Raw genomic sequence first — 20,124 nt, 5'->3', positions numbered from 1 at the left:
AGGTGGATGAATGATAAGATGCAGATGTTGTGGGAAAACTATTAAAAGTAAAGCACTATTAGAATATCAGAATATGCCAGGTAAAGCTCAGCTTTTTCCAACGAAAGAAGAGCTTAAAGATGACAAAGGAATTAGTCTTGACATATTCATGTGTGATAATTGCGGACTTATTCAACTATCTGATGAACCTGTTTCCTATTATAAAGATGTGATCAGAGCAGCTGCTGTATCTGATGAGATGAGAGAGTTTAGGATAAAGTATTTTAAAGATTTTATTGAGAATTATAATCTTAAAGATAAAAAGATATTGGAAGTTGGTGCCGGTAGTGGAGAATTTATGTCATTCATGCAGGCAGCAGGTGGGAATGTTATTGGACTGGAACATAAACATGAATCTGTAGAGAATGCAAGAAAGAATGGCTTTATAGTAGAGGAAGGGTTCCCGGAAGGGGATAATTTCAGATTATGTAATGCACCATTCGGTGCATTTTATATTATGAATTTTTTGGAGCATATACCTGAACCGGGGGAGTTTCTTAGTGCAATCTCCAATAATCTTGAGGATGAAGCGATAGGTCTTATAGAAGTTCCAAATACAGACAAAATCATACAGGATATGATGTTTTCAGAATTCATGTTGGATCACCTCTGTTACTATACTAAGGAGACACTTACAAGATTACTTGAAATAAATGGATTTGATGTTATTGATTGCAGTATCGTGTGGCATGATTACTGTCTGTGTGCAATAGTGAAAAAGCGAAGTAAAGGTGAACTGAATTCATTTTATATAAGGCAGGAGACTATCATTAAAGAAGTTCAGAAATTTATTGAGGACAGGGTATCAAAAGGAAAAAAGGTTGCTGTATGGGGTGCCGGTCATCAGGCGCTGGCGATGCTTTCTTTGACCGGAATAGGTGACAGGATTGAATTTGTCATAGATTCTGCCAGCTTTAAACAGAATAGATATACACCGGGATCTCATTGCCTGGTTGTTGCACCATCCATATTGAATGAGCGAGAGATTGACACAATTCTGGTAATGGCAGCATCTTATTCAGATGAAGTGGCGCGTACTATTAAGGACAGATATGATAGTATCGAGGTGGGTATTTTTAGAGAGAATGGGATAGAATATGTCTGATGCCCAGTAAACATGAGATGTCAGAAAAATAGGCATAAGTACTACAGCCATCGATAATAATATCGCCTATTTGAGAAATAATAGTGTAGAATAGAAGTGTTGTTTGATCTTGCGGAGTTGCAAATACTTTTAAGATATAATGGGTGCTTGTATGAGAAAAATCGGTATCGGATATGAGAACTATAAAAAAATAATAGAAGACAATTGTTATTACGTAGATAAGACATTCCTTATAAGTGACATAGTAAAAAATGGCGGGACGGTCACTCTTTTCACTCGCCCCAGACGATTTGGCAAGACTCTTGCAATCTCTATGCTCCAGACCTTCTTTGAGAAGGAGTATGATTTTGATGGAAATCTAATAGATAAGACGCCATATTTTGAAGGGAAAAAGATAATGGGGGTAAGTGACGGCATACTGTCGATGATGGGGCAGTATCCGGTGATAAAGCTATCTCTTAAATCTGCCAAACAGAATGACTTTGAAGCTGCTTTTTATGCAATAAGAGAGGATATCGCCAGTGAATTTAACAGACACAGGTATGTTCTTGATTCTGATGTTTTATCTGAAGATATAAAGGAAAAATATATAAAGCTGATGACCGGACCAACAGAGTGGTTTAATAAATCAGACAATTATACAGTCAAGGACAGAGAAGATGCATTAAGGCGGGAAATAGGCAAATATCAGACATCGATTAAGACATTATCGGAGATACTTAGACAGTATCATGAAAAGAACGTAATAATCCTTATTGACGAATATGATGTGCCTTTAGAAAATGCATATTACAGAGGCTTTTATGATGAGATGGTTGGATTTATAAGATCCATTTTTGAATCAGCATTAAAGACAAATGATGCCCTTGAGTTTGCTGTTGTCACAGGATGCCTAAGGATAAGCAGGGAGAGTATATTTACAGGACTTAATAATCTTAAGATTAATTCCATACTTAACGATGATTTTTCAGAAGGATTCGGTTTCAATGAAGAGGAAACAATGGAAATGCTTAAAGAGTATGGAATTTATGATAAAGCGGATGAAGTCAGAAAATGGTATGACGGATATCTTTTTGGCAAATCTGAAATATATAATCCATGGAGTGTTACAAGTTATGTTGATGGCAAAGTAAACGGAAAAAGAGAAAATCCTATTCCTTATTGGAGCAATACCTCATCCAATTCTATAATCAAAGATCTCATATGGAATGCTGACGATAGTATAAAGAGTGAAATAGATACACTTATTTCAGGGGAAACCATAGAAAAGCAGATTCATGAGGATATAACCTATGGCGATATTCATGAGAGTGAGGATAATTTGTGGAATTTTCTGCTTTTTACAGGGTATCTCAAAAAGGTATCAGAGAGACAGGATGGCAGGAAAATTTTCATAACCATGATGATACCAAATGATGAAGTAGGAAGTATATACGAAGAGCATATTTCAAGATGGTTCGATGAGAGAGTAAAGAAGGCTGATGCGTCTATATTCCATAAAGCTGTTCTTGAAAAAAAGACTGAAGAAATGGAGGAATTTGTTAATAATATCCTTGCAGAAAGCATAAGCTATTACGATAGTGATGAAGCATTTTACCATGGAATCCTGCTGACACTTCTATATGGAACGCCAAACTATGCAGCTAAATCGAACAGGGAAGAAGGCAACGGAAGACCTGATATTACTCTTTATCCAAACAGACCCAAAGACCCTGCATTTATATTTGAGATTAAGATCAGAAAAAAGTTTAATGAGATGGAAGATGGTATAGAAGAAGCTTTTGACCAGATAAAGACAAAGAAATATGAAGAAGGAATACTTGATGACGGGTATGCAGGTGTTGTTTCCTTTGGAGTATGTTTTTGCAAAAAGAGTGTTGTTTTCAGATTAAAAGAATAATAGAAGGCATATGTTTTTGGACTAAATAATCGGAAAATTTATCATAGTTCTATAAGGCGAAGAAACGCATAAATACTGCGTTTCTTCGCCTTTTGTATGTGTAATTTTGATCAGAATGAAATAAAAAATCAAAAAAATTTCAAAAAAGGGGTTAAGTAAATGAAAATCGGAACGATATATAGAGTGTAAAACAAATACAAACATCGTCAAGGATGATCGATGTGGGAGCGCACTCAACTTAATAAGAAACTTTTTAATGAATTTTTTTATCAAGCATGCAGTATCTGACTATACGGATTAAAGGAGGGACTGCACCCACATGGAGGTATAATATGGTTATCCAGCATAATTTGACGGCGATGAATTCTAACAGAATGCTCAGCATTACAACAGGCCAGCAGGCAAAATCTTCTGAAAAACTTTCCTCAGGTTATAAAATAAACAGAGCAGCTGATGATGCAGCAGGACTCTCCATAAGTGAGAAGATGCGTAAGCAGATGAGAGGCTTGGACAGAGCATCAACAAATGCTGATGATGGTGTAAGCGCAGTACAGACAGCTGAAGGTGCACTCACAGAAGTACACGATATGCTTCAGAGAATGAATGAACTGGCAGTACAGGCAGCAAACGGAACAAACAGTAAGTCAGACCGTGATGCTATCCAGAACGAGATCACACAGCTTACAACTGAGATAGACAGAGTTGCAGAGACAACAAAGTTCAACGAGACCTACCTTCTTAGAGGAGGCACCGGAAACTATAATAAATATATGATGACTCATGACGCAGGTCTTGAGGGAACAATAGCAGATCTTGGAACATATGGTAAATTTACTTGCTATTTAAAATCAAGTGATGATATTAAGATAGCCGGAAAAGAGTACCATATGTATGATAAGAATACAGATACTATTGGAAAGTTACAGGCAGGTATTTCATCAGCTTTATCATCCAATTCATCTGTTGTAATAAACGGTACGACATATAGAAAAGCTATAAGTTCTTATGATAATACAACCAGTGTATTTAAGGTTGGTGACCAGGAATATACATTGGAACAGATAAAGGCTATGGTTGTAGATGGTGCTCAGGTTAGGACACCTTCAACCGGAAGTACGAGAGTAGCAGTTGATGCAAATCTAGATAAAAACATTCTGGTATCTACAGCGGCCAGAAGAATGGAAGAAGCATTAAAACAGGCAAATCTTATAGGTGTTGACAGCAATAAGGTAAATATGGTTAAGGTATCTTGCGTTAACTACCAGGGGACACCGGTATCTGGATCAACTAATGGCGAAGCAAGATTTACATTCTCAATATGCAAAGGTACAGCTAGAGTTGCTAAGGATCTTCCACTTCAGCTTCATGTAGGTTCAGATGCGGATATGACCAATAAGATTCTAATGGATGTACAGGTCATGAGTACAGCTAATCTGGGTATCCAGAATCTTACAGTAACAGACAGCTTGGGAATCTCAGCTACATACGCAATTGATGCTATAGAGGATGCGCTTAAGTTAGTATCTGAACAGAGATCAGAACTCGGTGCTATCCAAAATAGATTAGAGCATACTATCAAGAACCTGGATAACGTAGTAGAGAATACAACAGCAGCTGAATCCAGAATTCGTGATACGAATATGGCTGATGAGATGGTTACCTACAGTAAGAACAACATTCTCGCTCAGGCAGGACAGTCAATGCTGGCTCAGGCTAACCAGAGTACACAGGGTGTTATGTCACTCCTCCAGGGCTAATAACAGATCAGATAACCATAATAAAAGGATTTATATACGGGGCACTCTCCAGATGGAGGGTGCCCCTAGTAATATTATAGTTTTTTAATATTTTTATGTCGAAATATCGATTATAATAATAAATGTAGTAATATGTGTTCTATATGATTGGGGGATTATATGAAGGTTGTATTACTTGCAGGTGGTCAAGGTACGAGATTTTCAGAGGAGTCAGGCTATAAGCCTAAGCCAATGATAGAGATTGGCGGAATGCCGATTATCTGGCATATCATGAAGTATTATTCATACTATGGTTTCAACGAATTTGTAATATGTGCAGGCTATAAGCAGCATATCATAAAGAAATGGTTTGGAGATTATTTTTTATATACTTCAGACGTTACCTTTGACCTGGCAGATACTTATAGCATTGATTTTCATGATATTCATACTGAACCTTGGAAGGTTACAGTAGTTGACACTGGTCTTAATACCATGACAGGCGGCAGACTTAAGCGGGTACAGAAATATATTGGGGATAATCCGTTCATGTTGACTTATGGAGACGGAGTATGTGATGTTAACATCCATCAGCTATTAGATTTTCATAAGCAACACGGGAAGATAGCAACGCTTACGTCGGTATTATTGGATCAGGAAAAGGGCATACTTGATATTGCGGAAAACAATTCTGTCAGGGCATTCAGAGAAAAGAAGATTACTGATTCTATGCCCATAAATGCCGGGTATATGGTTCTCCAGCCTGAGGTATTCAGATTTATTGATGGTGATAGAACAGTTTTTGAAAAAGATGTATTGGAAAAACTTGCCGGCATAGGTGAACTTATGTCTTATTCACACAAAGGCTTTTGGCAATGCATGGACAACAAGAGAGAACACGATATGTTGGAAGAGATGGTGGCTAAGGGCAATGCTCCCTGGATGGTATGGGAAGGCAGCACTGCGGGGATATATGATTGATGAGGAATGAATGCAGCCACTGAGAATTAGTAACAAGAAGTGGGCATATTTGCCGTGTATGGGATGCAAAATAATCAATTCAATTTCTGTTTGCAAAATATTTAAAAATATGATAGTCTCTTTTTCGTTGTGCTAAGTCAGGCACAATTCTCAATTCTATTCAAGAAAGGCTGTGTAATTCTTACATGTGCCAATTTTCATTGAAAGAAAGACAGATAGTAAAGGAAAAGGAGACATGTATGAATGAACGAAAGCAGTAACAAAAAACAGATTGGTAACTCTAAACTTGCAGACAGCGGCGCAAAGCTGATATTTGAAAATCCCACTTTATGCTCGCAGCTGCTCCGTGATTATTCGGGAATCGAACTTTTAAAGGACATAAAACCGGAGGATATTGAGGATATAACCGAGAGGTTTATTCCGATGTTTACAGAGGAGCGCGACGCAGATGTAGTGAAGAAAGTTCATGTTCCAAACGGGAATGATATTTTTATCACCTTGATTGAGCATAAGTCCAGCGTAGATTATAATGTAATTATGCAGATTCTCAGATATATGGTGTATATTTGGGAGGATTACGAGAAACAGCAAGAGAATATAAATAAGAATATTTCAAGGACAAAGGGCTTTAAATATCCGCCGATCATACCGGTAGTTTATTACGAGGGCAAGGCAAAATGGGATGCCGCAGAAAAACTTATCGAGAGGATTGCCTTAAGCGATGTATTTCAGCAGTTTATTCCGGATTTTAAGTATCACCTGATAAATCTTGGGAGTTATGGCAGACAGGATCTTTTGAGTAAGAATAATGAACTGTCCCTTGTCATGCTGATCAACAGCATGAAGAGTGCAGAAGATTTCAAAAGCCTGGATTTTCCCGAAGGATATCTTGATAACATCCAGAAAAACTCGCCAAAAGATGTTCTTGAAACAATTGCAAGAGTAATCGCAGTAGTTCTTAGAAAGCAGAATGTTCCGGAAAATGAAATCTGGGACATGGTCGATCAGATCAAGGAGAGACGGCATATGGGATTATTTGAAGACTGGGAAGGCTTTGATGTTCAGGAAGAACGACGGATTGGAAGAGAAGAAGGAAGAGAAGAAGGAAGAAAAGAAGGCAGAGAAGAGGGCAGAGTAGAAGGAAAAGAAGAAGGCAGAGAGCGTCACCTTATTGCTCAGGTTTGTAAAAAAATAAGAAAAGGCCAGAATATAGAGACAATAGCTGATGCCCTTGAAGAGGACGAAGAGCACATCAGGAAGATTGTTAATGCAGCAGAGAAATATGCTCCTGACTATGATGTGGAGAAGATTTTGACGGAGCTCAGTTCAGCTAGCGTGCAATAATTAATGCGTCTTTATTTATATGGGGACTCTCAAGTTGGAGGGAGCAGACATGAATTCACAGGATGCAATGAAAAAACAAATCCTCGACATGGTGGCAGAATATGCTAATAAATATCATTCTGCCAAGACGGAATATCATGAGGGGGACAGAATCCCTTATGCGTCCCGTGTCTATGATGATAAGGAAATGGTGAATCTTGTAGACAGCGCGTTGGAATTCTGGCTTACAGCCGGGAGATATACAGATGAATTTGAAAAGAGGTTTGCCAAGTACATTGGAGTAAAGTTTTGCTCTCTTGTTAATTCAGGATCATCTGCCAATCTGCTTGCATTTATGGCTCTTACTTCACCGCTTCTTGGCGGGCGCATGGTAAAACGCGGGGATGAAGTTATAACTGTGGCGGCTGGATTTCCTACAACTATTGCACCTATTGTTCAATATGGTGCTGTTCCTGTTTTTATAGATGTTACAATTCCGGAATACAATATAGATGTAACAAGGCTTGAAGAGGCCTTATCTGAAAAGACCAAGGCAGTTATGATTGCTCATACCTTGGGAAATCCCTTTGATTTAAAAGCTGTTAAGGACTTTTGCGACAGGCACGGTTTATGGCTTGTGGAGGATAACTGTGATGCCCTTGGCAGTAAATACCTCATGGATGGTGAGTGGAAACTTACAGGTGCAGTGGGAAATATTGGAACTTCCAGTTTTTATCCGCCTCATCATATGACCATGGGAGAGGGCGGAGCAGTTTATACTGACAATCCGCTTCTAAACAAAATAGTTCGTTCTCTCCGCGACTGGGGCAGGGACTGTGTATGCCCTTCAGGAAAAGACAATCTGTGTGGACATAGATTTGATGGGCAATACGGAGAACTTCCTGCAGGTTATGATCATAAATATGTATACTCTCATTTTGGATATAATCTTAAAGCTACTGATCTTCAGGCGGCTATCGGGTGTGCTCAGCTTGATAAATTTCCTTCTTTTGTGGAGAGGCGAAAACATAATTTTAGTTATTTGAAAAAAATATTGATAGAAGGCGGTGCGGAAGAAAAGCTTGTTTTGCCGGCTGTATCCGATAATTCAGATCCCAGCTGGTTTGGATTTATCATGACCTGCAAGGAAGGAACATCCCGAACAAAGATTGTCAGGTATGTGGAGGATCACGGAGTACAGACCAGGATGCTTTTTGCGGGAAATATTATTAAACATCCATGTTTTGACGAGATGAGGAAAAGCGGTGAAGGCTACCGTGTGGTAGGTGAACTTACCAATACTGAGAGAATTATGAAGGACAGTTTTTGGGTGGGAGTCTATCCGGGAATGACGGATGAGAAGCTTGCGTATATGGCTAAGGTTATCCTGGAGGCGCTCCATCAATAATCTATGACTTCTTGTGGGCAATTACCTCTTTGCCCGCAAGAAGACATACCAATCTGTTTTTGTGATTTGCATAGAATCACTGTTTCTGTGAGGTGCTTATGCAATTTGAAGAGCTTAGGAATTTTTATGACAAAAGACGGGTATTTGTGACAGGGCATACCGGATTTAAGGGAAGTTGGCTGTGTTTTGTCCTTAAAATGCTGGGAGCTGATGTTTATGGGTATGGGCTTGCGCCTAATACTGATCCGGGGTTGTTCAATATATTGGAGCTGGAATCAAAATTGAATCATACACTGGGGGATATAAGGGACTTTGATGAACTTAACCGGGCTTTTACAAAGGCTGATCCCGAGGTGGTTTTTCATCTTGCTGCACAGCCTATCGTGCGTGAATCGTATCGTGATCCCAGATATACATATGAGACTAACGTTATGGGAACGGTAAATATTCTGGAGTGCGTCAGAAATAGTAGAAGTGTACGGAGTTTTCTTAACGTTACAACGGATAAGGTTTATGAAAATAATGAACTGCGTGACCATGCATTTTCTGAAGATGAAAAGCTGGATGGTTATGATCCATACTCAAATTCAAAGAGCTGCTCTGAGCTTGTCACACATTCCTATATGAAATCATTTTTCAAGTCAAAAGAGAATGGTAAATATGATGCAGCGATGCATAATGATAGTAGTAGACCTTTTATATCTACTGCCAGAGCGGGTAATGTGATTGGCGGCGGCGATTTTGCAAAGGATAGAATTATTCCGGACTGTGTAAGGGGAGTAATTGCAGGAGAAGATATTTTAGTCAGGAATCCGGGTTCTGTCAGGCCTTACCAGCATGTGTTGGAGCCGATTTTCGTCTATCTGATGATTGCAATGAAGCAGGCACAGGATTTGGGATTTGCCGGAAGCTACAATGTGGGGCCGGAACTTAGTGATTGCATGACAACCGGAGAACTGGCAGATGAATTTGTCAGATGCTGGGGCGACGATGCAGGATGGAGAGATATTTCTGAAAATAATGCTCCTCACGAAGCTTCCTTCTTACGTCTCGATTGCGCGAAACTCAAAAAAACATTTGGCTGGAAACCGATATGGAATGCAAGAGAGGCTGTGTCACAGACTGTGAATTGGTACAAGGCCTGGCATGAAGGCGTGGATATGGAAGAGTTTACAGAGCGTCAAGTACAGGAATACAGTTTTTTGTTTTTTTCTCAGAAAAACAGAAAACGTACTCTCTAGTGTAGTTGTTTTTATATTTCTCGACTATATTGCTTAGCTATAATTTGTAATCTACAAGGCGGAAGAAGGAGTCGATGGGCGTCCATCGACGACTGATGACAACGCAGAAGATTCAAATTATAGCAAGCATATGGTCGAGTTAATATAAAACAGCTACACTAGATTTCATCTTTATATGCAAGCGTATCTGGCAAAGCCGGAAGAAGTCTCTTTAAACAGCGGAAAATAAAATGAATAAATCATAATATGTGGGGCACTCTCTGTGTTGAGGGTGTCTCATTTTATGATATGAGGAAATTTCTGAAAAATCTTGACATATCATTTTGAATGATGTTAAATGATATTAAATGATATATTAAGATTAAAAATGATACAAGAGGAAAGCCTGATGACAATAGATGAGATGAATCAGATTAAGGACTCAAGAGGATATAGTTTTGCGCAATTATCAGAGTATACAGGAGTGCCTGTAATAACTTTGCAGAGGATATTGTCCGGGAGTACTAAGAATCCCAGGAGAGCTACCTTGGATGCTATAGAGAAGGTTTTAAAGGGCGACGAGACTGTCTATTCAGGGAAAGCATATTCCTATGAACAAAACAGTACATCGTATTATGGCAGGAATAGCGAACACCCGGCAGGACTTCAGGAGGATGAGCCAACATATGGGAAAAGGAATAAGCCTAATCCTAAAAAGAATGGTGAGTATACAATAGAGGATTACTATGCGATTCCGGAGGATCAGAAGGTGGAACTGATTGATGGGTGCTTTTATGATATGACTGCTCCGACACCGATTCATCAAATTATTAGCAGTAGTATTTTCTATAGCATCAGATCATTTATTATGGAAAATAGTGGATCATGTATAGTACTGTATTCACCGATAGATGTCCAGCTTGACTGTAATGACAAAACTATGGTCCAGCCCGATATCATAATTGTATGCGATGACAATAAAATAAGGGACAGGAGCATATATGGTGCACCTGATTTTGTCCTTGAGATTCTATCACCTTCAACGAGGCGCAAGGACATGTTTATAAAAAGTGAAAAATACTGTAATGCCGGAGTGAAGGAGTATTGGATGATAGATCCTAAAAAGAAGGTGCTTATAGTTTATAATTTCATGGAGGAGGACTTCACTCCTGCCATAGTACCTCTTGTTGGAGACTATCCCATGGCCCTGTATGCAGGTAGGCTATGCATAAGTCTGGATGAGATTTCAAATGCTATAGACAGGTTTGGAAAATGAAGTACACCTAATTCAATTTGCGGAATATAGTTCAAGTTATATGAAATTTCGCGTATAATTAAGGTGTGTATTAGTTTAGAGATAGTCTTGCAGAAACGATAGAAACAGCAAAAACAAATAGCTGATTAAAAAGGAATGAGCAATGGACAAGATTGTTTTCATAGGTGGTGGCGGGCATTGCAAGTCAGTTATTGATGCAGCCCTGCGCTCAAAACAATTTACAAAAATCTATATAACGGATGCAGAACTTGAAGCCGGAACTAAAATCCTGGGCTGTGAAGTTGTTGGACCGGATGACAAGTTGCCTGAGCTCTTTAAGGAAGGTATTACAAAGGCGTTTATCACTGTGGGATTTATCAAGCCAAACGACCTTCGCAGCAGACTTTATGATATGGCAAAAAAAATGGGATTTTCCTTCCCGGATATTGTTGACCCATCTGCAGTTGTTTCGGATTTTGCGCAGCTTGGAAGCGGCGTGTTTGTTGGGAAAAATGCAGTTATAAACGCAGGAGCGATCATTGGGAATAATGCAATAATCAACACCGGTGCAATCGTCGAGCACGACTGCGTGGTAGGAGAAGGAGCACACATTGCGATTGGCGCTAAGTTATGCGGCGAGTGCAAGGTTGGAGCCGGAACTCTTATAGGAGCCGGAGCAACGGTACTGCAGGGAATTGAGATTGGAGACAATGCGGTAATTGGAGCCGGAGCCGTAGTTACTAGAAACGTTGGCTCTTCATGTACTTCTGTTGGAATTCCTGCAAGAATCCAGAGTGGTCGTAAACGACATTAGGAAGTGCCTGGATAGAAGATGTTGCAGCTTTTGATTGTGTTTGTGAGAAGTACTGCCTAGTGTTTTGTCTGGATGACTTTTGATTTAATTACGAAGTATCATTCTCAATAGGCTAGGAATCTGAATGAGTCGTAGCGGTGGCTACGGCGATTGAAGATGACGACGCATATTGAGGATTAGACAAGTAATTAAACAAATTGTCATTCAGACAAGACACTAGTTTTGAGGCAGCGCTTTTTAAGAAGAGGTACTAACGTGAGAGAGAGAACACTTATTATTGCTGAAGCAGGTGTTAATCATAATGGCAGTCTGGAACTTGCTAAAAAGCTTGTTGATACCGCAAAGGAGTGTGGGGCTGATGTGGTGAAATTTCAGACCGCAAAGCTGTCAAGCCTTGTTTCTAAAAGTGCGCCAATGGCTGAATATCAGAAGAACAATACAGGGAAGGAAGAGTCTCAAAAGGATATGCTCTCAAAACTACTTCTTCCTTTCGAAGATTTTATTGAGCTTGCGGAGTACTGCCGGGCTGTTGGAATAAAGTTCCTGTCTACTCCTTTTGACATAGAGAGCATCAGATTTCTTGATCCGCTCCTTGATATATGGAAAATCCCATCAGGTGAGATCACAAATTACCCTTATCTTGTGGAAATCGCAAAGACTGGAAAAGATATTATTTTATCTACCGGAATGTGTACTATTGATGAGGTTGAGAGCGCAGTAAAGTTGCTGCATGACCATGATTCCGGGAAAATTACAATACTTCACTGTACAACAAATTACCCAACACCTATGGAGGATGTAAATCTTAAGGCGATGCTGACACTTAGGGATAGATTTGGATGTGAGGTCGGTTATTCTGATCACACAAGAGGAATTGAAGTGCCCATTGCTGCAGTAGCTCTTGGAGCAACTGTTATTGAGAAACATTTTACCCTTGATAGAAATATGGAGGGACCTGATCATAAGGCGAGCTTAGAGCCTGATGAGCTGGCGGATATGGTTTTGGCTATTAGGAATATCGAGCTTGCTATGGGAACCGGAGAGAAGATTCCTACAGAAGCAGAGCTTAAGAATAGACTTGTTGCAAGAAAAAGTATTGTCGCTTCCAAGGATATAAAAAAAGGCGAGATTTTTACAATAGATAATCTCACCACCAAGAGACCCGGAAGCGGGATTTCACCGATGAGATGGAATGAGGTTCTGGGGCAAAAAGCAAAAAGAGATTTTGCGGAAGATGAGCTTATAGAAATATAGATAAAAAGTAGATTAATATAGATGAAAGTAGATGGATGCATACGAAAGTAGATGAATGTAGATGAAAATGGGTGACTCGTTGAAAACGCTGGTAATAGTAACATCATCAAGAGCTGAATATGGACTATTAAGGCCTGTTATCATAAGATTTCAGAATGACCCGGATATAGAGCTGAAGCTTGTTGTTACGGGAACTCATTTGTCTGAAAAATATGGAATGACCGTCAGAGAAATTGAATCTGATGGAGTGACCATAGATGCCCGGATAGATATAATGGGTACTTCTGCTGAATTAAATGCATCTGCCATAATGGCGAGAGCGCTTACTCAATTCGCGGAATACTATGATAAGACAAAGCCGGATGCCCTTATGGTTCTCGGAGACAGGTACGAAATATTTGCAATCTGCGCAGCAGCCACAAATGCCAGGATTCCTATTTTTCATATTCATGGAGGTGAGACTACAGAGGGCGCAGTGGATGAGGCATTTAGGCATTCCATTACCAAGATGAGTTACCTGCATTTTACAGCGACTGAAAGATACAGAATGCGAGTGATTCAGCTGGGTGAAAGCCCTGACCGAGTTTACAATGTTGGAGCACTTGGCGTTGAGAACGCCTTAAATACAGAACTCATGAGCAAAGAAGAACTTGCAGAATCAGTTATGAAGAGCGCAGTGATATGCAATCAGAGATACGCCATAGGTACATTTCACCCTGTCACATTGGAAGATAATTCCGCTTCTGATCAAATCAATGAATTGCTAAAGGCTCTTGGTAAGCATGACGATATATTCTATATATTTACAAGTGCAAACGCAGATGATGGTGGAGATGAGGTTAACCGGATACTAAAGGAATACGAGGCAGGACATGACAATTTCGTACTGGTCAGTTCGCTTGGAATGAGACGGTACTTGAGCGCCCTTAAATACGCGGAATTTGTTATTGGCAATTCCTCAAGCGGTATAATAGAGGCTCCCTCCTTCCGCATTCCAACGATAAATATTGGAGACAGGCAAAAGGGCAGAATTCAGGCAGACACAGTAATAAACTGCGGACCTGAAGAAAATGCAATCAGTAAAGCAATTGATATGGCCTTATCTGATTCGTTTAAGGGAAAAATCCATGATGCTGATAATCCATACGGCAATGGAGAAACTTCTGAAAAAATAGTGAAGATAGCAAAGGATTACCTTCTAAATAACAAGATTGACCTTAAAAAGAGATTTTATGATGTCTGTACAATAGAGTAAGCAGGCAGGAATTTGGCAGGTTGATACAATGCAGCTGTGCCGGAGCAGATGAAGGATTACTATGGGTGAAAATATTGCAATAATCCCCGCAAGGAGCGGATCAAAGGGACTACCTGATAAAAACATAAAAGAGCTCTGCGGCAAACCTCTTATGGGATACACCATAGAGGCGGCGAAGGATGCCGAAGTATTTGATGAAGTTTTCGTATCAACTGATTCTGAAAAATACGCTGAAATAGCAAGGAAATGTGGCGCTGACGTTCCCTTCCTTAGAAGCTCTGAAAATGCTGCAGATAGATCAAGCTCATGGGATGTGGTTGAAGAAGTCCTAAGAAAATATGAGCAGCAGGGCAGAATATTTGATACTTTCTGTTTGTTGCAGCCCACTTCACCTCTGAGGAGCGCGGTTGATATCAAAAAGGCATATGATACTTTCTATGAAAAGCGTGCCAAATTTGTTGTATCGGTGTGTGAGACTGAACATCCGATCACATGGTGCGGAGAAGTCTCTGAGAACCTTAGTATGGACGGCTTTATAGACAGAGCCGGCATGGGGCAGAGGCAGAGCGTGTCTAAGAGCTACCGTCTAAATGGTGCCATTTACATTGCTGACGTTAATGAATTCAGGGCTGACAGATTTTTATACAGAGAAGGGTGCTATGCCTATATCATGGATTCCTTGCATAGCATAGACATAGACACTCAGCTGGATTTCGACTATGCCGGATTTTTGATGAGCAGAGGAATAAGCGTAGAATAACGGTCTGACTGAATTTTTGAAGAATAAATATTTTTAACTGTCCTTGAATCCATGAGGGGGATACTATGGCAGAAGATAACAGAAAATTTCTTGAGAAGTTTATATCCTTTAAAGACATCACTGTACTTCAGGCGATGCAGAAGATTGATGTTAACGCCAAAAATATTTTGTACATAGTTGATGAAAATGATGTTCTGCTTGCCAGCATTTCAGATGGTGATATAAGAAGATGGATACTGAAGTCCGGAGACCTTAATGACAATGTAATGGAGGCTGCTTTCAAGACACCCAGATTTCTGCATGAGGATGAGGCTGATAAGGTGAGCTTTCTCATGAACAGCGCCAGGATCACTTCGATACCTATTCTGGACAGTCGTAATCGCATTATCAACATTATTTTCAGAGATAAGAGTAAGGCTGACTATATTGAGGCAGCGGACCTTGCCCTTTCAGACACCCCTATTATCATCATGGCGGGAGGAAAAGGAACCAGACTGTATCCTTATACAAAGATTCTGCCTAAGCCGCTGATTCCTATTGGAGACGTGCCTATACTTGAGAGAATAATGAACAGATTCCACGAGTATGGAGCAAAAAAATTCTACCTGACTGTCAATTACAAAAAGGAGATGATCAAGTCCTATTTCGCAGAGCAGAAAGTGCCTTATGAGATTGAGTACGTTGAGGAGGATAAACCCCTCGGAACGGCGGGGAGTATCAAGTTAATAAAGGAAAAGTTTGAAAGGCCTGTTATTGTCACCAATTGCGATATTCTGATAGATGCAGATTATGACAGCATAATTAGGCATCATATCGCTGCGGAGAATGGAATAACCATTGTCTCTTCGCTAAAAAATTTCCCGATACCATACGGAGTTCTGGACGCAGAAAAAGAGGGACTGGTAACCGCGATACGTGAGAAACCCCATCTGTCATATTTTGTTAACACCGGAATGTATGTGGTGAATCCTGCCCATTTTGAGATGATACCCGCAGATGTTATGTACCACATGACTGACCTGGCGGATGACCTTATGAAAAAAGGAGGCAGAGTGGGTATGTACCCCATCAGCGAGATGTCCTTCCTTGATATGGGAGAATTCCAGGAAATGAAGCGCATGGAAGACAGGATAAATGAGGTTTTGTAATTCCATAAATTATTGTATTACTTCTGGAATGTAAAAAGAAAAAAACTAATGTTATGCCCTTTTGTAGCCGAAATAAATAGCGAGATATAAATATGCATGACACGGAGGTCGCGCAAATAGACTTGAACCATGAAGGAGCAAGGGCAGATGCGAATTCAACATAACCTCCAGTCTATGAACAGTAATAGACAGTTAGGGATAACTACAAGAGAAGTTACCAAGACGTCAGAAAAACTGGCATCAGGTTATAAGATAAACAGAGCCGCGGATGATGCAGCAGGCCTTACCATCTCTGAGAAGATGAGAAGGCAGATAAGAGGACTTGGACGCGCAGCAAAAAACGGACATGACGGTATATCACTTGTCCAGATAGCAGATGGAGCGCTTAACGAAGTTCACGATATGCTTCACCGTGGCAATGAGCTTGCAGTTCAGGCTGCAAACGGAACCAATTCTGAAAGTGACAGACGGGCGATCAACGAAGAAATCGTTGCTATAAAAAAGGAACTGGATGCCATCAATTCCAGGACCAAGTTCAACGAGATGAACGTTTTCGTAAAGGGTGGAGTTATTCCACCCAGACCGGCTGAATATTCCAAAATACCTTCAGAAATTATAAATCCCCTGCAAGAAGTCGGAGAGAAAATAGCTGAAGAGTATTATCCCAATGCCATAGAGCAAATCATGAACAGCATCGCATCTATCGGTGACAAAATCAGAGAGCTTGCAGAAGCAGGAACAAGCGACTATGACACAGAACTTACTGTGGACTACATAGATGGCAAAGGAAACATACTGGGGCAGATGGGAGCAGGCTTTCAGATGCCGGGACAGAAATTCAGACCGCAATCTCTGATGTTCGATGTGGATAGTGATGATTTTCCTTCTATGAATTTATCACCAAAAGAACTTGGAAATCTTGAATCTACAGTGGCACATGAGACCATGCACGCTATTATGGACGTGGCTTTTCCTACGAGAATGTACCCTGATGGCGGACCGGAGGATTTTCCGCTGTGGTTTATTGAAGGCTCTGCACAGCTGACAGGAGGTGGCTTCCAAGGTGGATGGAACGACTATCTGACATCTGTAGCTTCAGTTCTCTCAAGCGAAAACGATACCAGGTTGGATAGCTACATAGCAGATTATATGAGTAAGGGTGGCGATTACACTGTGGATACAAGACCATATGGTCACGGTTTTCTTGCCACAGCATATGCAGCATATTTAACTGCTGATGGTACGGATGTATCAATTGGGAATCTTAGAAAAGGAGCAAGCGATCTTTTTCAAAATTTCCTTGATGCTGACAGCGGTGGCAGAAACGATTCATTTAGTGATGTAATTCAGACATCAACGGGCTGGACATCAGATCAGCTCAAAGACATGATAAACAGAGGCAGCACAATTGCACCGCGCGCAGGAAAATACAGCCCTGTAGAATTTGTCAGAAGACTTGCTTACAACAGCTTAGGTGGTGCCGGATCCATAATTGCAGACAGTCTGAAAACAGGGGGAACAGACATCCTTGGTGATACAGCCAAAAAAGATGATCAGCCTTTTAAAATAACAGGCATGAAGATAAAGTACATGCCACCTCCGAAACAGGAAGTCACTGAAGAAGACAAAGTAAGAGGCCACTACTACACAGTAGACCTTCATGTTGGCACCGATGCAGATATGACCAACAAGATAAATGTTTTAAAATATGACATCGGCACCAAAGCTCTTCGATTAGAAGACACCAACGTTTTGACAGCTGAGCTTGCGACTAAAGCAATAGATTCCTTCAGCGACGCAATCTTATCCGTCAGCTCGATCAGAAGCTACTACGGATCGGTGCAGAACAGACTTGAGCATACGCTTCTGAATCTCGATAATGTGGTGGAGAATACAACAGCTTCTGAATCACGCATGAGAGATACTGACATAGCAGAAGAGATGGTGAAAAAATCGATGCAAAACATTCTCTCACAGGCAGGACAATCGATTCTGGCTCAGGCAAACCAGACACCTCAAGGTGTAATGTCACTGCTGCAGCAATAAGCACTTGGCCCTTATGGGAAGTGCACAAGCTCTGAATGACAGATGAGCTTGAAAAAAAGGATTGCGTTAATTCGATAAATGGTGTATAAAAAATAAGAAAAATTTAACAGACGGGAGCTTGTATGACAGGCTGAGAGGAAGGTGTGACCTTCGACCGAGAACCTGATTTGGATAATGCCAACGTAGGGATGCCTGAGGTACTATATTAGGAATGATTACGCGGAAGCAACCGGATCGGGGGCTTCCGCTTTTTTGTATCATAGTTTTTCTATGATACAAAAAAACGCTCCGCGGGGATGCGCACTTGACATTCTTTTCCGCTTGAAATGCAGAGCCATGCAGCCCACCGTCTGAGAATGGAGAAAAGGTATGAAAAAAAGTAACTATTTACTAAGAATGGTAATGCTGGCGATGTTTGTTGCTATGGGTGTTGTTATCTCGCCCATACTAAGAGTTGAAGGCATGTGCCCCATGGCGCATCTCATCAATATCACATGCGCGGTTTTCATGGGACCCGGGTATGCACTTCTATGTGCTCTGCTCATCGGAATTATCAGAATGGTTGTCATGGGGATTCCACCCCTCGCTCTTACCGGAGCAGTCTTCGGAGCAACACTTTCCGGAGTTTTCTACAAGTTATCCAAAGGAAAAATATTTGCAGCTGTGCTTGGTGAGATCATTGGAACAGGACTCATCGGATCAATCGTCTCTTACCCTGTAATGACCTATCTGTGGGGAAAAGAAGGTCTTACATGGTTCTTCTATGTGCCCTCATTTATCATGGGAACACTCATCGGAGGAAGTATAGCATTTTTACTACTGCTAAGACTTCAGGCAGCAGGCGTTTTGACTAAGATTCAGAACAGCCTAAAAGACATTGAACCTACTGATGATAATCAGGAAAAAATGGCATAAACTCAGCAAAAATAGCAGATATATCTGACGCTTACTATAGTTATCGACAGAAAAATCTTCCGATTAGTATAAACATAAGCGATAAGCAAAACAGCTTCTATCGTGAAGAAGGGTGACAAAAATGGCAGAACTGATACATTGCATAACAAATCCGATTTCCATGATGCAGTGCGCAAACGCTGTGTTATCCCTGGGAGCAAAGCCTATAATGGCTGAGCACCCTATGGAAGTCCGTGAAATAACGGAAACGGCATCAGCGCTCCTGCTTAATATGGGAAATATATCGGACACCAGAATTGAATCTATGAAAATATCCTACGAGATTGCTCTGTCAAAAGAGATACCAATAGTGTTGGATGCAGTTGGCGTAGCATGCTCTAAGCTGCGCCGGAATCTCGCTATGGAACTGGTCAGTAAGTATGAATCTGAGTTTACAAAATCCTTTTTTCTTATAAAAGGAAACTATTCTGAGATAAAAGCACTTTACGAGGAGACCTACCGGGGAGTAGGAGTCGATGCAGATGACAGTCTTGAAGCATCTGAGATAGCGGACATAGCATCAGAATTGGCCGCTCGTTACAAAACTGTGATTCTTGCGACAGGCCCTAAAGATATTGTCGCAGACGACGAGCGGACTTTTTTTGTGAGCAATGGCAATCCCATGATGGGGCAGATAACCGGGACGGGATGCATGCTTGGAGCAATATGTGCGACTTTTCTGTCAAGGCAGCAGCGAACAGAGGCCGTGATAAATGCATGTGGATTTTTTGGAATGGCTGGTGAGGTTGCATATAAGAAAATCACTGAAAAAAAACAAAAACCCGGCGCAGGTAGCTTCCTTGTGGAACTGCTAAATGCAATCTCAACTCTGGATGAAGAGAAGACAATTGCAATGATAAAAATAGAGACAGCATAAAAGTTCAATTTCAGTGATGAAGATAGAGACAGCATAAAAGTTCAATTTC

At 40.6% G+C, this 20,124-nt stretch carries 16 protein-coding genes and 1 riboswitch; all 16 genes read left to right on the top strand.

The window, feature by feature from the left end; all coding sequences use genetic code 11:
• Positions 1-10 precede the first annotated feature (10 nt).
• Positions 11-1,144, top strand: coding sequence for a methyltransferase domain-containing protein (locus tag ACHCNF_RS06910; protein WP_408072051.1), 1,134 nt, complete (start codon positions 11-13; stop codon positions 1,142-1,144).
• Positions 1,145-1,295: 151 nt separating this feature from the next.
• On the top strand, positions 1,296-3,044 hold the full coding sequence (locus ACHCNF_RS06905) for an AAA family ATPase (RefSeq protein WP_408072050.1): 1,749 nt from the start codon (positions 1,296-1,298) through the stop codon (positions 3,042-3,044).
• Positions 3,045-3,376: 332 nt separating this feature from the next.
• The gene (locus ACHCNF_RS06900) at positions 3,377-4,801 is read left to right on the top strand and encodes a flagellin N-terminal helical domain-containing protein (protein WP_408072049.1); all 1,425 of its coding nucleotides are present in this window, start codon (positions 3,377-3,379) and stop codon (positions 4,799-4,801) included.
• Positions 4,802-4,960: 159 nt separating this feature from the next.
• Positions 4,961-5,761: a glucose-1-phosphate cytidylyltransferase gene (rfbF, locus tag ACHCNF_RS06895; protein WP_408072048.1), complete on the top strand. Its 801-nt coding sequence runs from the start codon at positions 4,961-4,963 to the stop codon at positions 5,759-5,761.
• Between the two features lie 243 nt (positions 5,762-6,004).
• Positions 6,005-7,105 (top strand): Rpn family recombination-promoting nuclease/putative transposase, encoded by a 1,101-nt coding sequence (locus tag ACHCNF_RS06890; RefSeq protein ID WP_408072047.1) that lies wholly within the window; start codon positions 6,005-6,007, stop codon positions 7,103-7,105.
• Positions 7,106-7,154: 49 nt separating this feature from the next.
• The gene (gene rfbH, locus ACHCNF_RS06885) at positions 7,155-8,492 is read left to right on the top strand and encodes a lipopolysaccharide biosynthesis protein RfbH (RefSeq protein WP_408072046.1); all 1,338 of its coding nucleotides are present in this window, start codon (positions 7,155-7,157) and stop codon (positions 8,490-8,492) included.
• Between the two features lie 98 nt (positions 8,493-8,590).
• Positions 8,591-9,733: a CDP-glucose 4,6-dehydratase gene (rfbG, locus tag ACHCNF_RS06880; protein ID WP_408072045.1), complete on the top strand. Its 1,143-nt coding sequence runs from the start codon at positions 8,591-8,593 to the stop codon at positions 9,731-9,733.
• 388 nt (positions 9,734-10,121) lie between these two features.
• Complete coding sequence (locus ACHCNF_RS06875) at positions 10,122-10,988, top strand: Uma2 family endonuclease (RefSeq protein ID WP_408072044.1); 867 nt, start codon at positions 10,122-10,124, stop codon at positions 10,986-10,988.
• Between the two features lie 142 nt (positions 10,989-11,130).
• Complete coding sequence (locus ACHCNF_RS06870; protein ID WP_408072043.1) at positions 11,131-11,781, top strand: acetyltransferase; 651 nt, start codon at positions 11,131-11,133, stop codon at positions 11,779-11,781.
• Between the two features lie 255 nt (positions 11,782-12,036).
• Positions 12,037-13,035 (top strand): N-acetylneuraminate synthase, encoded by a 999-nt coding sequence (gene neuB / locus ACHCNF_RS06865; RefSeq protein WP_408072042.1) that lies wholly within the window; start codon positions 12,037-12,039, stop codon positions 13,033-13,035.
• Between the two features lie 61 nt (positions 13,036-13,096).
• Positions 13,097-14,290 carry a UDP-N-acetylglucosamine 2-epimerase gene (gene neuC / locus ACHCNF_RS06860; protein WP_408072041.1) on the top strand — a complete coding sequence of 398 codons (1,194 nt, stop codon included), beginning with the start codon at positions 13,097-13,099 and terminating at the stop codon, positions 14,288-14,290.
• A 61-nt stretch (positions 14,291-14,351) separates the two neighbouring features.
• Entirely contained in the window at positions 14,352-15,050 is a 699-nt protein-coding gene (locus tag ACHCNF_RS06855; RefSeq protein WP_408072040.1) for an acylneuraminate cytidylyltransferase family protein, read from the top strand.
• Positions 15,051-15,115: 65 nt separating this feature from the next.
• Positions 15,116-16,198, top strand: coding sequence for a nucleotidyltransferase family protein (locus tag ACHCNF_RS06850; RefSeq protein ID WP_408072039.1), 1,083 nt, complete (start codon positions 15,116-15,118; stop codon positions 16,196-16,198).
• Positions 16,199-16,327: 129 nt separating this feature from the next.
• On the top strand, positions 16,328-18,244 hold the full coding sequence (locus ACHCNF_RS06845) for a flagellinolysin (RefSeq protein ID WP_408072038.1): 1,917 nt from the start codon (positions 16,328-16,330) through the stop codon (positions 18,242-18,244).
• 102 nt (positions 18,245-18,346) lie between these two features.
• Positions 18,347-18,451: riboswitch (TPP riboswitch) on the top strand.
• Between the two features lie 162 nt (positions 18,452-18,613).
• Positions 18,614-19,159 (top strand): energy coupling factor transporter S component ThiW, encoded by a 546-nt coding sequence (gene thiW, locus ACHCNF_RS06840; protein ID WP_408072037.1) that lies wholly within the window; start codon positions 18,614-18,616, stop codon positions 19,157-19,159.
• 121 nt (positions 19,160-19,280) lie between these two features.
• On the top strand, positions 19,281-20,075 hold the full coding sequence (thiM, locus tag ACHCNF_RS06835) for a hydroxyethylthiazole kinase (protein ID WP_408072036.1): 795 nt from the start codon (positions 19,281-19,283) through the stop codon (positions 20,073-20,075).
• Positions 20,076-20,124 lie beyond the last annotated feature (49 nt).

This window comes from Butyrivibrio sp. NATIVEDY162, from assembly GCF_045999815.1.
Lineage (GTDB): Bacteria > Bacillota > Clostridia > Lachnospirales > Lachnospiraceae > Butyrivibrio.
The sequence above is the reverse complement of the archived record's forward strand: the minus strand, read 5'-3'. Positions and strand labels throughout refer to the sequence as shown.